Source organism: Amorphoplanes digitatis (assembly GCF_014205335.1).
GTDB classification, from domain to species: domain Bacteria; phylum Actinomycetota; class Actinomycetes; order Mycobacteriales; family Micromonosporaceae; genus Actinoplanes; species Actinoplanes digitatus.
Genome location: NZ_JACHNH010000001.1, coordinates 2,778,121 through 2,792,723, shown reverse-complemented (window position 1 = coordinate 2,792,723; position 14,603 = coordinate 2,778,121). Strand labels below are relative to the sequence as shown.

Genomic DNA, 14,603 nt, shown 5'->3' with positions numbered 1-14,603 from the left:
CCTCAGCTCACCTTGGTCGGCAGGTCTTCCGGCAGCACGCCGGTGTCGGCGGCCCGGCCGGTGCGGGTCCGTGCCGCGAGGCAGCCGGCCGCCAGGAGAACGGTCGCGGCGACGACCGCGAGCAGGACGCGGAAGTCGACCCAGCCGATCAGCACGGCGCCGACGGCCACCGAGGCCACCTGCGGCGCGGTCACGAGCGTGCCGGCCGCGCCGGCCACCCGGCCCTGCAGGTGCGGCGGGGTGTGCTGCTGGGCGACGGTGAACAGGCCGACGATCGCCATCGGGATGCCGAGCCCCACCACCGCGGCACCGGCGAGCACCGCCGGAACCGCCGGGAGCAGCATCACGGCCGACCCGAGGCCGAGCAGGCCCAGGCCGAGCACGGTCAACCGGGCCTCGCCGCCCGCCGGCAGCCCCCGCACGATCCGCACCGCCAGCAGCCCGCCGGCGACCGAGCCGGCGCCCTTCACGGTGGCGAGCACCCCGAGGAAGGCGGCGGGCCGGTGCAGCCCCTCGTCGACGACCGCGAAGACGATCGACTCGAAGAAGCCGAAGACGAGCAGGGCGCCGCCCATCGCGAGCACCACCCGCCGGATGCCGGCGGTGCCGGCCACGTGGACCAGGCCCGCGGTCAGCTCGGCCCAGCGGCTTCCCCGCCGCGGCTCCGGCCGGGGCTCGTGCACCCGCACGGCCGCGACCAGCGCGGCGCACAGCACGAAGGTCGCCGCGTCGAGGGCGGCGACCGCACGGGCGCCGAACGCCACGTAGAGCGCCGTGCCCACCGCGGGCGCGACCAGCAGGCCGACCTCCTGCGCGGTGCGCAGCACCGCGTTGGTGGCGCCGAGCCGCTCGGCGGGCACCAGCCGGGTCAGCAGGGCGGTGCCGGCCGCGTGATGCAGCCCGGTGCCGAGGCCGACGCCGAACAGCACCAGGTAGAGCAGCGGCACGCCGGCCGGGCCGTCGACCAGCAGGGCCAGGCTGACCCAGGCGGCGAGGAGCAGGTTGAGGACCACCACCAGCGGCCGGCGGCGCAGCCGGTCGGCCAGCACCGCGGTGAACGGGGTGAGCAGCCGCGGCGCCAGAAACGCGAGGAAGGCGAGGCCGGCCTGGCCGTTGGAGCCGGTCAGCTCCTTGACCCAGACCGAGAGCGCCACCGACAGCGCGGCGTCGCCGGCGACCGAGATGCCGGTGCCCGCGACCCACAGCCGGACGTTGCGCCGGTACTCAGGGCGTGACAACCGCCGGCTCCAGTTCCAGGGCGAGCTCGGCGACGGTGGGGTTCTCGAAGACGGTGAGCAGGGTGACGGCGACGCCCAGCTCCTCGCGCAGCCGGGCGACGAGCTGGGTGGCGACCAGCGAGTCGCCGCCGAGCTCGAAGAAGTCGTCGTCGGGTCCCGCGTCGGCGACGCCAAGCGACTCGCGCCACAGGCGCAGCAGGATCTCAGACATAGGTGTCCTTTCTCTGCCACCGCGGCGTCGGCAGGGCACCGCGGTCGACTTTCCCGTTGGTGGTGAGGGGTAGCCGGGCGACGACCACGAAGACCGCCGGCACCAGGTGGCGGGGCAGCCGGTCGCTGAGGTGGTCGCGCAGCCCGCGCCGGTCGACCGGCTCCGGCCCGCGGGGCACCACGTACGCGACGAGCCGCGGATCGCCGTGCTGGTTGGCGCGCACCGCGACGGCCGCCTCCCGCACCGCCGGATGACCGGCCAGCGCGCTCTCGATCTCGCCGGGCTCGACCCGGTACCCGCGCAGCTTGAACTGGCCGTCGGCCCGGCCGAGGAACTCGAGAACGCCGTCGGACCGGCGCCGGGCCAGGTCACCGGTGCGGTAGCGGACCGCACCGTCGGCCGGGTCGCGGACGAACGCCGCCGCGGTCAGCGCGGGCCGCCGCCAGTAGCCGCGCGCCACCCCCTCGCCGCCGATCCACAGCTCGCCGGTCACCCCGTCGGCGACCGGCCGGCCGGCGGCGTCGCGGACCTCGGCGGTGACGTCGCGGATCGGCCGTCCGATCGGGATCGGCCCGGGCGCGACGTCGGCCGCGGTGACCCGGTGGGTGCAGGCGAACGTGGTGGCCTCGGTCGGGCCGTACCCGTTGACGACCGCCAGGCCGGGCGCGTGCGCGAGGAGCCGGCCGACGTGGCCGGGCGACAGCACGTCGCCGCCGGCGATGACCGTACGCAGGCCGCCGCGGAACGTGTCCGGCCGCTCGTCGATCTGCCGGTGGAAGAGCGCGGCGGTCAGCCAGAGCACGGTGATTCCCTGCTCGTGGACCAGGTTCTCGATCTCCTCGGCGAGCGGCGGGCCGGGCGGCGCGACCACCAGCCGGGCGCCGTTGAGCAGCGGCGCCCAGATCTCGAAGGTGGCGGCGTCGAACGCGACCGGCGCGAGGTGCAGCACCCGGTCGGCGGGGGTGATCCGCACGTACCCGGGGTCGACGACCAGGTTCACGATGCTGTGGTGCTCGACGACGACGGCCTTGGGCTCGCCGGTGGAGCCCGATGTGTACAGCAGGTAGGCCGGGTCGGACGGGCCGGCGGTGGCGCCCGGCGCGGCGCCGGCCGCGCGGCGCCGGGCGGCCGGCACGACGGGCAGGCCGTGCCGCTCGACCTCCTTCTCCGCCGCCTCGTCCGCCAGCAGCACGGTCACCCCGGCGTCGGCCAGCAGCGCGGCCCGCCGGCGGAACGGGTCGCCCACCTCGACCGGGACGTACGCGGCGCCGGCGGTGAGTACGCCCAGCAGGGCGGCGACCAGGTCGGCCGAGCGCCGGACGGCAACACCGACCCGGTTGCCGGGGCGCACGCCGCGCGCGGCCAGGCGCCGCGCCACGTCGCCGGCCCAGGCGTCCAGCTCGGCGTAGCTGAGCCGCCGGTCGCCGCAGGACACGGCGACCGCGTCCGGTGCCCGCGCGACCCGCTCGGCGAAGACACCGGGCACGGTCCGGTTCACGACGGCCGCCGGGCGGCGTGGTCACGGAACAGGCGCAGCCGGTCCTCGCCGACCCGGGCACGCAGCGCCTCGTCCTCGATGCCGAGGCCCTCCCGCTCGGCCAGGCAGAGCACGCCGACCTTGCCCTCGTGCGCGTTGGTCTGCACCAGCCGGGTCGCCTCGGCGGCGGCGTCGAGGCCGAAGGTGCGCGACAGGGTCGGCACGATCCGGCCCAGTGCGACCAGCCGGTTGGCCTCCACCGACTCCTGCGCGTTGGCGCCGTGGCTGCCGATCACCCGCTTGAGCTTCATCCACAGGTGCCGGTTGTCGTAGCGGTGGTCGTACCCGCTGCTCGATCCGCAGGTGACCACCGTTCCGCCGCGCCGCACGACGTACACCGACGCGGCGAACGTCGCCCGCCCGACGTGCTCGAACGCGACGTGCGGGTCCTCGCCGGTGTGCTTGCGGATGGCCGTGCCCAGTGCGCGCCACTCGTCGACCCCGTCGGCCTCGTCGCCGGTGAGGCCGACGTCGTGGCGGTTGAGGACGACGTCGCAGCCGAGCCGGTCGAGCAGGTCGGCCTTGTCCGTCGAGCCGACAACCCCCACGGTGATCGCGCCGGCCTGGCGGCACAGCTGCACGGCGTACGCGCCGAGCCCGCCCGCCGCGCCCCAGACCAGCACCACGTCGCCGAGCTTGATCCGCGCGCCGCCCGGTCCGATCAGCATCCGGTACGCGGTGCCGAGGCAGAGCGTGTTGCAGGCGGCCTCCTCCCAGGAAAGGTGCCGCGGCTTGGCGATCAGCTGGGTGGCCTTGGCGACCGCGAACTGGCCGAACGCGCCGAAGTTGGTCTCGAAGCCCCAGGCGCGGAAGTCATGCGAGAGCATGCCGTCGCGCTGCGCCATGGGATCCTGCTCGTCGATGTACGGCGCGGCAACCACCACCCGGTCCCCCACCGACCAGTGCCGTACCGCGGACCCGGTACGCACCACCACGCCCGCGGCGTCCGAACCCACCACGTGGTAGTCGCGGCGGTGCCGGGTGGCCCATCCGCCCTGCCGGGCGAAGTGGTCGAGGAAGCCGAACGTGGACAGCGGCTGGAACATGGCCGACCAGACGGTGTTGTAGTTGACCGCGGCGGCCATGACCGCGACCAGCACCTCGTCCGGGGCCAGCTCGGGCATCGGTACGTCACCGATGTGGATCGAGCGGCGCACGTCGCGGTCCGCGGCGCCGTCGAAGATGCCCTCGTCCTCGCGCCGCAGGAAGGCCGCGCGATACGAGTCCGGTAGCGGGCTGTTCAGGATGGCGCGGGCACCGGCGTCGGCACGCACCGCCTCCACCAACTTCTCCGGCATGGTCAGTGACCTCCGATCGGGCTGAGCGGTTCGGGTTGCATCGCCACGCGCAGCTCGCCGAGCGTCGCCCGGGCCCGGACCGCGGCGATCAGGGCGGGCAGCACGTTGCGGCCGCCGAGGGCGTCGTCGCGCAGCACGCGGAGCTCGGCGGCGCACGCCCGGCGGTGGACCGTGCGCGGCGGGATCGCGGCGGGCGTGTGCCGGTCCGCGGCGATCAGCGCGTCCTCGGCCGCGGACGGGGTGGCGTCCGGTACACCGACGCGGGGGCCCGGGTTCGCGTACGCCATGGTCTCGACCTCGGCCTCCAGCCAGCCGGAGCGGATGCACTCGCTCATCCCGCCGTGGCGCTCGATCCGGTCGAGCCACTGCCGCACCTCGGCCGTCAGCGCGAGCCGCACCTGCTCCACCGCGGCCGAGCCGCCGAGCGGGTCGGCGTACCGCGCGAGGTCGGTCTCGCCGGCGAGGATCTGCTGGGTACGCAGGGCGACCCGGGCGCCGAGCCGGCCCGGGGTGCGGTGCGCCTCGTCGAAGCTGCACACGTGCAGCGACTGGACGCCGCCGAGCACCGCGGCCAGCGCCTGCACGGTGGCCCGGACGATGTTGTTGAGCGGTTCCTGGTGTGCAAGCGCCGAGCCGAACGTGTTGGCCTGGATGCGCATCCGCATGGCGCGCGGCTCGGTCGCACCCCACCGGTCGCGCATGCGCTCGGCGTACATCGCTCGGGCCACCCGGAACTTCACCGCCTCGGCGAGCAGCTCCATGTGGGTACCGAAGATGAAGCTGAACCGGGCCGCCACGGTGTCCACGTCCAGGCCGCGGGCGGCCAGGCCGGCGAGGTACTCGTCGGTGTTGGCCAGCGCGCAGGCCAGCTCCAGCGCGCGGTCGGCGCCCGCCTCCCGGACGTGCCCGCCGGAGATGGAGATCGGATTCACGGCCGGCAGATTCCGTACGCAGAATTCGATGACGTCGAGCGCGTAGCGCATGCTCGTCGGCAGATCGTAGATGTACGCCTTGCGGGCCAGGAACTCCTTGAGAATCTCGTTCTGGAGGGTGCCGCGCAGCGTCGCCGGATCGACACCGGACTCCTCGGCCACGACGATCCACATGGCGAGCAGCATCGGCGCGGTCGCGTTGATGGTGAACGAGACCGACACCTTCTCCAGTGGGATCTCGGCGAACACCGCGGCGAGGTCGTCGACCGTGGCGATCGAGACGCCGGTGCGGCCGACCTCGCCCGCGGCGGCCGGCTCGTCCGGGTCGAGCCCGTGCTGGGTGGGCAGGTCGAAGGCGAGCGACAGGCCGGTCTCGCCCATGCCCAGCAGGTAGCGGAACCGCTCGTTCGTCGACGCGGCGCTGTGCAGGCCGGCGAGCTGCCGCATGGTCCACAACCTGCTGCGATAGCCGGCCGGGTGCAGGCCGGCATCGTAGGGGAACTGCCCCGGAACGCCCGTCATGGACGCCGAACCTACGGACGGCGCGGACCATCGGACCAGGCAATCGGACCGGCACCGTTCTTGCCGGTCGGATTGCCTGGCCCGGTGCGGCGGCGGCGAATCTAATCGGCTTCCATGCGGAGTTCCGATGTGGTGGGCGGTCATACCGCCGAGGGTCCGGTCACCCGGGTCCAGGAGGGGATGCTGTCCGCCGAGCCGGTCCTGGCGGGCCGGCACTCGCCGTTCCACGTCCTGGTCAGCGCCGAGATCACCGGCGCGCTCGACGTCGACCGGCTGCGCGCCGTGCTTGACCGGGCGACCCGGCGGCACGCGTCGCTGCGGACGATCTGCACCCGGGACCCCGGCACCGGCCGGGCCGGGTACCGGGTGCTGGCCGCCTGGGATCCGGTCGTCGCCGAGCAGGACCTGCCGCCGCAGCCGGCCGGCGCCGACGCCGTGGAGCTCGTGCACCGGCTGCTCGCCCCGGCGGCGCCCCGGCTGCTGCGCCCGTACGAACGGCCGCCCGTCGTGTTCGTGCTGACCCGGGTGGCGCCGGGGCGGTCGGTGCTGTCCGTCCTCGCACACCACGTGATCCTGGACGGCTGGAGCGCGGGCCTGCTGTGGCGGGAGATCGCCGCGGGCTACCGGGACCGGTCACCGGCGGATCCCGGCGGCGAGCCGGAGCCGGGCATGGAGTCGCTGGCCACCGCCGGGCCGGACCTGGCCGGCCGGCGCGCCGCGATGCTCGCCGGCTGGCCCACCGTGGTGGAGATCCCGAGCGACCTGGTGCGCCCGGAGGTCCGCGACTACGCCGGCGCCCGGCTGCCGTTCACGCTGACCGGGGACGCCGCCGCCGGCTGCGCGGCGCTGGCACGGTCGCTGGGTGTCAGCCGCAACGTCGTCCTGCTGGCCGCGTGGGCGCTGACCGTGGCGCGCCGGGCCGCGGTGACCCGGCTCCTGGTCGGCGTGCCGACGGCCGCCAGGACGACCGCGACCGAGATGCGGGTGATCGGCGGGCCGACCGGGCTGGCCCCGGTCGCCTGCGAGGTACCGCCCGGCGGCACGGTCGCCGACTACGTGCGCGGCACCGGCCGGGCGACCCGGGAGTCGTCCGGCTTCGACGGCGCCGCCTTCGAGGACATCGTCGCCGCGCTCGGCGCGGGCCGCGGCGACCGGTCGCGCAACCCGCTGGTCCAGGTCGCCTTCGGCGCGCACGACGAGCTGCTGCCCGGCGTGCTGACGGCCGGCGGGACGCGGTTCGACGTACGCCTCGGGCACACCGGCGGCACCGCCTACGACGCCATGCTGCACGTGCTGGCCTGGCGGCCGGCGCCCACGCTGGAGCTGGAGTACGCCACCTCGGTGCTGTCCCCGGCGGAGGCGATGGAGTTGGCGGCCGGCTTCGACCGGGCCCTTGCCGAGATGGCCGCGGCGCCCGGCGGGCCGTTGGCCGCGGTGCGCACGATCGGCGCCGCCCAGCGCCGCCGCCTCGACGCGTGGGAGCCGGGACCGGACGCCGACGCCACACGCGGCCTGTGGCAGCTGATCGAGGAGGTCGCCGCGCGCGACCCGGACGCGACGGCCGTCCGCGACGCCGATCCGGCCCGCACGCTCACCTATCGCGAGCTGATGGCGGCGGCCGCCGCCCAGTCGGCCGTGCTGGTCGCCGCCGGTGCCGGGGTGGGCGACCGGGTCGGCCTCGCCGTGGGGCGCTGCGCCGAGGAGATCGTGGCGGTGCTCGGCATCCTCCGGATCGGCGCGGCCTACGTGGGCATCGACCCGGACACCCCGACCGCCATCGTGACGGCGATGCTGGACGCCGCCGGCGCGCGGGTGGTACTCGGCGAGCCGGACCGGCTCGCCGGCCTGGGCGCGGCGGCGGACGGGCGGCGGACGATCCCGGTGGTCGACCCGCACGCCACCGCGGGCGCCGTCCCGCCGGTCCCCGCCGCCGGGGACCCGGACCGGGTCGCCTACATCGCCTTCACGTCGGGGACCACCGGCCTGCCGAAGGGCGCGATGATCCCGTGCCGGGCCGTGGTCCGGCTGCTGCACGAGCCGGGGTTCCTGTCGCCCGGCGCGGCGGCCCGCTTCGCCCGGCTCGCACCGCTGGCGTTCGACGCGTCCACCTTGGAGATCTTCGCGCCGCTGTTCGCCGGCGGTACCGTCGAGGTGCTCGCCGGCAGCCCCACCCCGAACGGCCTGGCGGCGTTCCTGCGCGACCGGGCGATCACCGGCCTGTTCCTCACCACCGGCCTGCTCCGGCTGGCCGCCGACTACCGGCCGGACGGGTTCCGGGGTGTCGTCCAGCTCGTCACCGGCGGCGAGGCCCTGCCGCCGGGCGCGGTGGCCGAGATCCTGCGCGCCTGCCCGGGCCTGCGCGTCACCAATGCGTACGGGCCGACCGAGAACACCACGTTCACCACCGTCCACCACCTCGACGACCCGGTGTCCGTCGCGGCGCACGCGGTGCCGATCGGGAGACCGATCGCGGGCACCGGCGTCCTGGTCCTCGACCCGGACGGCCGCGACCTGCCGCCGGGCGCGGTCGGCGAGCTGTTCGCCTACGGCGACGGCCTGGCGCTCGGCTACGCCGGGCGGGCGGCCGAGACCGCTGCGGCGTTCGGTGAGTTCGGCCGCGGCGACGGCCGCCGCCTCTACCGCACCGGCGACCTGGTGCGCTGGGACTCCGGCGGCAACCTGGTGTTCCTCGGCCGGTGCGACCGGCAGGTCAAGATCCGCGGGTTCCGGGTGGAGCCCGACCAGGTCGCCGCCGTGCTGCGCCGGCACCCCGACGTCCGGGACGCGGCCGTGGCCGTGGTGCCGCTCGCCGACGGCGACAAGCAGTTGCTGGCCGCGCTCGTGCCGGCCGGCCGCGCACCCCGGCCCGACGAGGTGCGCGACTTCGCCGCCCGGCACCTGCCCGGCCACGCCCTGCCCTGGCGGTGGGCGGTCGTCGACGAGCTGCCGGTGAACCCGAACGGCAAGGTCGACTACGCCCGGCTCCTGGAGATCGCCGGCCCGCCGGGCTCTCCACCCCGCGGCGACGAGGGCGGCCCGCCCTCCGCCGACAGCCTCGAGGAGATCATCGCCACCGCCTGGCGTGACGTTCTCGGGCACCGCGACTTCGGCCGCGACGACTGGTTCTTCGAGGTCGGCGGCGACTCGCTGGCGCTGGTCCGGGTGCACACCATCCTCGGCGAGACGCTCGCCGGGCACCCGGTGTCGATCGCCGACCTCTACATCTGCGCCACGATCAGCGCCCTCGCCGCCCGGTTGCGGGCCGGCGCGGCGCACAACGAGCGGGAGGTAACGGCGGCATGAGCAAGTTGGACGAAATCGAGCGGTGGGCCGTGGGGTCGTGCCGCGACCTCGGCCTCGACCCGGGCGACGGCGGCGACGACTTCTTCGTGATCGGCGGCACCTCGATCGGGGTGCTGCGGCTCGTCGCCGGCGCCGAGCAGCGGTACGGCGCGGGCGTGCTGAGCCCGGACGACGTCTACAAGCACCGCGTGCTGCGGGAGATCGCCACGGTCGTGCACCGTAACGGCGGCGCTGCCGGATGAGGCCGGACCTCGCCGAGCTCCCGGCCGAGCTGACCTGCCCGGCGGGCCTGCGGGCGCTGGCCGGGCACCTGCGCGGCGCCGGGTTCGACGCGGACCGGGCCGCGGGCCTGCTCGGCGCGCCGAGCCCGGAACACCTGCTGGGCGACCCGGCGCGCTACGCGTTCTTCGCCGGCCCGGTACCGCCGGGCCCGGTAGCCGTCCTGACCTGGCTCTTCATCCTCAACGCGCGGGTTCCCGCCGACTTGGTACGCGGGGGCCTCGACCGGGAACTCATCGAGCTGCTGCGCGACCTCGGCCTGCTCGCGACGGCCGGGGACGGCTACCGCGGCACCGTGTCGATCACCCCGTACCGGTCCCGGTTCTTCGTCTCCGACCAGCTGTTCACCTGTACCGGGCCGCAGCAGGTCCGGGCGAACACCGGGCCCGGCCTGGTGATGCCGCCGCACGCGTCGAGCCTGCTGGCGCTGGCCACCGTCGACCGGATCGACGACACGCTGCTCGACGTCGGGTGCGGGGGCGGCTTCCTGGCCGTCAACGCCGCCGCGCGGTGCGGGACCGTCGCGGGCATCGACCCCAACCCGCGCTGCGCCCGGCTGGCCGGGTGGAACGGCGTCCTCAACGGGGTCGAGGCCGGCTTCGCCGTGGCGGACATCGCCTCGTTCACCGTGCCCGGCGACGACCGGTTCGGAGCTCTGATCTTCAACACACCGACGCTGCCCCGGATCCGGTCCACCGAGGACAGCGAGTGGGGCCAGTCCACGGCGGACCGGCTGGTCCGGCAGACCCTGGACGCGGCGCCCCGGATACTGCGGCCCGGCGGGACCGCCTACGTGCAGGCGCTTGTCGAGGTGCCGCGGCGGTACTCCTCGGCGGCCGCCGCGGTCCGGGACTGGGCCGGCGGCCACGACGTGACGGTCACCCCGATCGACGCGCCGCAGCTCAGCGTGACCCGCGAGCAGCTGCGGCGCCGCCGGCTGCCGGGGCACAGCCTGCTCGCGTACGGTGCGCGGTCCGGGGAACTGCTCGACGCGCTCGCCGCGCGTGACGTGGTGGCCGTGGAGCCGGTGACGATCGCGGCGCGGGTCCGGCCATGACGGATTGGCTCTTCCCCCTGCGCCGCGGCGGCACGGACTTCGCGTACCGCCTGGTGGTGTTTCCGTACGCGGCGGCCGGGCCGACCGCGTTCCGGGGCCTGTTCGCCCGGCTGCCGGACCCGGTGCAGCTGCTCGGCGTCGCGCTGCCCGGCCGGGAGCGCCGCTTCGACGAGCCGCCCGGGACCACCCTCGCCGAGGTCACCGCCGGGGTGGCCGGTGACCTCGCCGCCCGCGACCCGCTGCCGACCGTCCTGCTCGGCCACAGCCTCGGCGCGGCCCTCGCGATGGCCGTGGCCTCCTCGGCACCCGCGGCCTGCGAGGGGCTGGTGATCAGCGGGCGCAAGCCGCACGGCGTACCGCTCGGCGCCCTGCACGGCCTGACCGACGACGAGATCGCCGCGTTCCTCGCGGCGGCCGGGAACACCGCCCCGGAGCTGCTGGCCGACGCCTACTGGCGCGACCACCTGATCCGCCTCTTCCGGCACGACACCGCCCTCGACGTGGAGGCGACCCGGCAGGCCGGATCCGGCGCGCTGCGTGCCCGGATCCTCGCGCTCGGCGGTACCGACGACCCGTACGTCGATCCGGCGGAGCTGTCCGCCTGGGCGGCCCGCACCAGCGGGTCCTGCACGGTCGCCGTCTTCCCCGGCGCGCACTTCTTCCTGCTCGACCCCGCCAATCACGCGGCCGTCGGCGACGCCCTGACCGGCTTCCTCGGCGTCGCCGACCACCTCAGGAGGTAATTGTGGTAGCCGCCCATCCGTCCGCCGACCTGGACGCCCTGCTCGACTGGAACGAGAGCCCGATCGGCCCGCCGGTGAGCGCGGTGAAGCGCGTCATCGACGCCGCCGACCGGCTGCACCGCTATCCGCGCGGGCTCATGGAGGAGGTCACGGCGCGGGCCGCCGAGCACTTCGGCGTCGCCACCGACTCGGTCCTGCTGACCGCCGGCGTCGACGAGGCGGTCGACTGCGCGCTGACGCTCGCCGACCGCGGCTGGGGTGTCGAGCCCGGCTTCGACGGCTACCGGGACCGGGTCGAGGCGAACGGCAAGCCGTTCCGGCCGATCCCGCTCGGCCCGGACTGGCTGCCCGGCGACCTCGACCCGGCGCCCGGCGCCGGCGACATGGTCTTTCTCGCCCAGCCCGGCAACCCGACCGGCAACCTGCTGCGGACCGAGTGGATCGAAACGGTCCGGGCCACCGCCGCCTACGTGTTCCTCGACGAGACCTACCAGGAGTTCTCCTCCGGCACCGGGGTGCTGCCCGGCCGCGGAGGCGCGGCCGGCGCCGGCACCGACCCGCGGCTGCTCGTCTACCGCAGCTTCGCCAAGGCCGCCGGGCTGGCCGGCATCCGGATCGGCTGCCTGATCGGGGCGGCACCGGCGATCGCCCGGCTCACCCCGCTGCGCCGCTTCATGCCGATCGACGCGGTGAGCCTGAACGCCGTTGCCGGGCTGCTCGAGGAGCCGGAGTTCCTGGACCGGCTCGCCGCGCACGTCCGCGCGGCCCGGCCCGCGCTCTGCGCCACGCTGCGCGGCAGCGGCCTGTTCGCGGACGTACGCACGACCGAGGCGAACTTCGTCCTGGCCCGGCCGCGCGGCGCGCTGGGCGCGCTCGTCGACGGGCTCGCCGAGGACCGGATCCGGGTCAAGGACTGCGCCCCGCTCGGCCTGCCCGGCTGGCTCCGGATCAGCGTCGGGTCCTGGGAGGACCAGGACCGGCTCGCCGCCGCGCTCACCCGACTGAGAAGCCTCACTCCTGACGAAAGGGACACCGAATGCTGACCGACGACTTCGAACGCCGGCTGATCGAGCACATCCAACCGGTCCGGCAGTTCTTCCTGGCACAGGCCCTGCATCACGCCCTCGACCTCGGTGTCCTCGCGGCCCTCGCGGACGATCCCGGCCAGCAGTCCGACGACCTGGCCAAGCGGCTCGGTCTCGACCCGGTGCGCACCGCGACGCTGCTGCGCTACCTGCGCAACGAGGGCTACACCGTGCACGAGTCCGGCGGCTGGTCGCTGAGCGCGAAGGGCCGCGAGGTGCGCACGTTCGCACCCTGGTACGAGATGCTGGTCGGCGGCTACGCACCGACCATGGAGCAGCTCGGCGACGTGCTGCGCGACGGCACCCGGTACGCGTCGCGCAACACCACGAAGGTCGGCGCCGGCAGCTGCGGCATCGGCGCCTACGACGCGCTGCCCCTTGTCGAGCAGCTGCTGAACGCCGCCGCCGACCCGCCGCACACCATCGTCGACCTGGGCTGCGGCGACGGCAGCTTCCTGATGGACCTGCTGGTGGCCCGGCCCGGTCTGCGCGGCATCGGCGTCGAACCGAACCAGGGCTCGATCGTGCTCGGCGAGCGCCGGCGGGCCGAGCTGGGCCTGGAGGACCGGATGCGGCTGGCCCGGGGCGAGGCGACCGACGCCCTGGAGCTCGACCTGCCCGCCGGCGGGCAGGGCGTCTGCTTCATGACCGCGTTCGTGTTGCAGGAGTTCATGCAGCAGGCCGGGCCGGCGGCGGTCGAGGAGCTGCTGGCCGGCACGTTCGAGCGCTACCCCGAGGCGCGCTGGCTGGTCGTCGAGATGGACCACCAGCCGCTCGCCCCGGTGCTCGGCACGCACGGCCTGGCCCTCGCCTTCTACAACCCCTACTTCCTGATCCACGCGGCCACCGAGCAGCGCCTGGAGACCCGCGCCTGGTGGGACGACCTGTTCGACCGGCTCGGCCTGACCGCGGAGGCCACCGCCCACCCGGACCCCCGGGCCGACTCGACCGGCCTCCAGTTCGGCCTGCTGCTGTCCAGGAAGCACTGACACCGATCGCGACTTGTGTTGACACATCGCAGTGCCTCCTTGTATCAACTACTTGATACAAGGAGGCACTGCGATGTGGTACGTACCCATACTGGCGTTGACGATCACGGTGATGCTCGCCCTGACCACCGGCGCCCTGATCGTGATTCGCTTCCTGTGGCCGCTTCGCCCGCCGGCCGCGACCGGCTGGGACGACGCGCTCGACGCGGACGACGCCGTGCCGGCGGGCCGCACGCGGACGCCGGTCGGCGGGGACAGCCGCGCGGTGGTCCGGACCGGCAGGTGGCGGTGGGCGGGCATGCTGGTCGGCGCCATCGGCGCCGTCGCCGCGATGTCGGCGAGTGAATCGGCGCGCGGTGCGATGGTCGCGGCGCCCGTGTTCGTCGGCAGCGTGCTGGCCGGGGCGCTGATCGGCGAGCTGTGCATGCCGGCGCAGTCGGGGCAGGTGCGCCGTGCCGAGCTGCGGATCCGCCGGCACCTCGACTATGTGCCACCGGTGCTCGGCGTGCTCGTCTGCGTCGCGACGGTCGCCCTCTTCGCGCTGGCGACCTTCACCACGGCCGTGGGCGCCTCGCGGGGATGGAACGCCACGACCCAGGCGTCGGCCTGCGCCGCGGACGGGTCCCCACAGGTGTCCGAGTGGCTCTGGCCCGGCGCCTACTACACCGTTCCCGGCCTCGTCGTGGTTCTCGGCGGACTGGCGCTGGCCGGTCTCGCGCTGCGCCGCGCGGTGCGACGCCCGCCGTCGGCCGACGCCCTCCGCGTCGACGACGTCTCGCGGCGGCGCTCGGCCGAGGTCGTCACGGCGGCCGCCGGCGTACTCGTGCTCGTGCCCTTCATGGGCGTCGCCGCCGCCGCGGGCATGGCGATGATGTCGCTCGCGCAGATCTGCGATGAGCCGCTGTGGGCGTCGGCGGGGCCCGCACTGTCGGCGCTGGCGCTCGTGGCGTTCGTGGCCGCCGCCTGGTGCGGCGCCTTCCTGGTGCTGCCGTCGGCCCGGCTGACCGGCAGGAGATCGGCATGACCGACCTTCCGGCGCTGACGGTGCGGTCCACCGACCCGACACCCCCCTATGAGCAGCTACGCCGGCAACTCGCCGCACTGATCAACGACGGTGTGCTCGCCCGCGGTCAGCGGCTGCCACCGCTGCGCCAGCTCGCGGGCGACCTCGGCCTGGCCGTCGGCACGGTCGCGCGTACCTATCGGGAGCTGGAGGTCGCCGGACTGGTGGAGTCACGCCGGGGACGCGGCACCCGGGTCGCCGACCTCCCCGCGGCCGGGACCGGGGAGGCGTCCGCCCTGCTCCGCGCGGCGGAGGACTTCGTGCGGCGTGCGCGGGCCCTCGGCGCCGGACGTCCCGAGATCGTCGCGACCGTACACCAGGCCTTGGACGGCTTGCCGTAAGCGGA

At 75.2% G+C, this 14,603-nt stretch carries 13 protein-coding genes; 8 read left to right on the top strand and 5 right to left on the bottom strand.

Features of this window, described 5'->3' with window-relative positions; translation table 11 throughout:
• Window positions 1-2: 2 nt before the first annotated feature.
• The 5 genes from BJ971_RS11975 to BJ971_RS11955 are packed head-to-tail and all read right to left on the bottom strand — an operon-like array spanning window position 3 to window position 5,738.
• Window positions 3-1,238: an MFS transporter gene (locus BJ971_RS11975; protein ID WP_184992515.1), complete on the bottom strand. Its 1,236-nt coding sequence runs from the start codon at window positions 1,236-1,238 to the stop codon at window positions 3-5.
• Entirely contained in the window at window positions 1,225-1,449 is a 225-nt protein-coding gene (locus tag BJ971_RS11970) for a phosphopantetheine-binding protein (RefSeq protein ID WP_184992513.1), read from the bottom strand. The genes BJ971_RS11975 and BJ971_RS11970 overlap by 14 nt, the downstream gene beginning before the upstream one ends.
• Window positions 1,442-2,947 carry an amino acid adenylation domain-containing protein gene (locus tag BJ971_RS11965; protein ID WP_184992511.1) on the bottom strand — a complete coding sequence of 502 codons (1,506 nt, stop codon included), beginning with the start codon at window positions 2,945-2,947 and terminating at the stop codon, window positions 1,442-1,444. The genes BJ971_RS11970 and BJ971_RS11965 overlap by 8 nt, the downstream gene beginning before the upstream one ends.
• Window positions 2,944-4,284 carry a crotonyl-CoA carboxylase/reductase gene (gene ccrA / locus BJ971_RS11960; RefSeq protein ID WP_184992509.1) on the bottom strand — a complete coding sequence of 447 codons (1,341 nt, stop codon included), beginning with the start codon at window positions 4,282-4,284 and terminating at the stop codon, window positions 2,944-2,946. Before ccrA ends, BJ971_RS11965 begins: the two co-directional genes overlap by 4 nt.
• Before the next feature lie 2 nt (window positions 4,285-4,286).
• Entirely contained in the window at window positions 4,287-5,738 is a 1,452-nt protein-coding gene (locus BJ971_RS11955) for a methylmalonyl-CoA mutase family protein (RefSeq protein ID WP_184992507.1), read from the bottom strand.
• A gap of 114 nt (window positions 5,739-5,852) precedes the next feature.
• Between BJ971_RS11955 and BJ971_RS11950 the strand changes: the two genes are divergently transcribed.
• The 8 genes from BJ971_RS11950 to BJ971_RS11915 all read left to right on the top strand — a co-directional run bounded on the left by BJ971_RS11950 (window position 5,853) and on the right by BJ971_RS11915 (window position 14,598).
• Complete coding sequence (locus BJ971_RS11950) at window positions 5,853-9,041, top strand: non-ribosomal peptide synthetase (RefSeq protein WP_184992505.1); 3,189 nt, start codon at window positions 5,853-5,855, stop codon at window positions 9,039-9,041.
• On the top strand, window positions 9,038-9,283 hold the full coding sequence (locus BJ971_RS11945) for an acyl carrier protein (protein WP_184992503.1): 246 nt from the start codon (window positions 9,038-9,040) through the stop codon (window positions 9,281-9,283). Before BJ971_RS11950 ends, BJ971_RS11945 begins: the two co-directional genes overlap by 4 nt.
• Window positions 9,280-10,377, top strand: a complete 1,098-nt coding sequence (locus BJ971_RS11940; RefSeq protein WP_184992501.1) for a methyltransferase domain-containing protein — start codon at window positions 9,280-9,282, stop codon at window positions 10,375-10,377. Before BJ971_RS11945 ends, BJ971_RS11940 begins: the two co-directional genes overlap by 4 nt.
• Window positions 10,374-11,120 carry a thioesterase II family protein gene (locus BJ971_RS11935; RefSeq protein WP_184992499.1) on the top strand — a complete coding sequence of 249 codons (747 nt, stop codon included), beginning with the start codon at window positions 10,374-10,376 and terminating at the stop codon, window positions 11,118-11,120. Before BJ971_RS11940 ends, BJ971_RS11935 begins: the two co-directional genes overlap by 4 nt.
• A 2-nt stretch (window positions 11,121-11,122) precedes the next feature.
• Window positions 11,123-12,163 carry a pyridoxal phosphate-dependent aminotransferase gene (locus BJ971_RS11930; RefSeq protein WP_184992497.1) on the top strand — a complete coding sequence of 347 codons (1,041 nt, stop codon included), beginning with the start codon at window positions 11,123-11,125 and terminating at the stop codon, window positions 12,161-12,163.
• Complete coding sequence (locus tag BJ971_RS11925; protein WP_184992495.1) at window positions 12,157-13,194, top strand: 2-ketoarginine methyltransferase; 1,038 nt, start codon at window positions 12,157-12,159, stop codon at window positions 13,192-13,194. Before BJ971_RS11930 ends, BJ971_RS11925 begins: the two co-directional genes overlap by 7 nt.
• A gap of 73 nt (window positions 13,195-13,267) precedes the next feature.
• A complete protein-coding gene (locus BJ971_RS11920; RefSeq protein ID WP_184992493.1) occupies window positions 13,268-14,218 on the top strand; it encodes a hypothetical protein in 951 nt (316 codons plus the stop codon).
• On the top strand, window positions 14,215-14,598 hold the full coding sequence (locus tag BJ971_RS11915) for a GntR family transcriptional regulator (protein ID WP_184992491.1): 384 nt from the start codon (window positions 14,215-14,217) through the stop codon (window positions 14,596-14,598). Before BJ971_RS11920 ends, BJ971_RS11915 begins: the two co-directional genes overlap by 4 nt.
• Window positions 14,599-14,603: the final 5 nt, after the last annotated feature.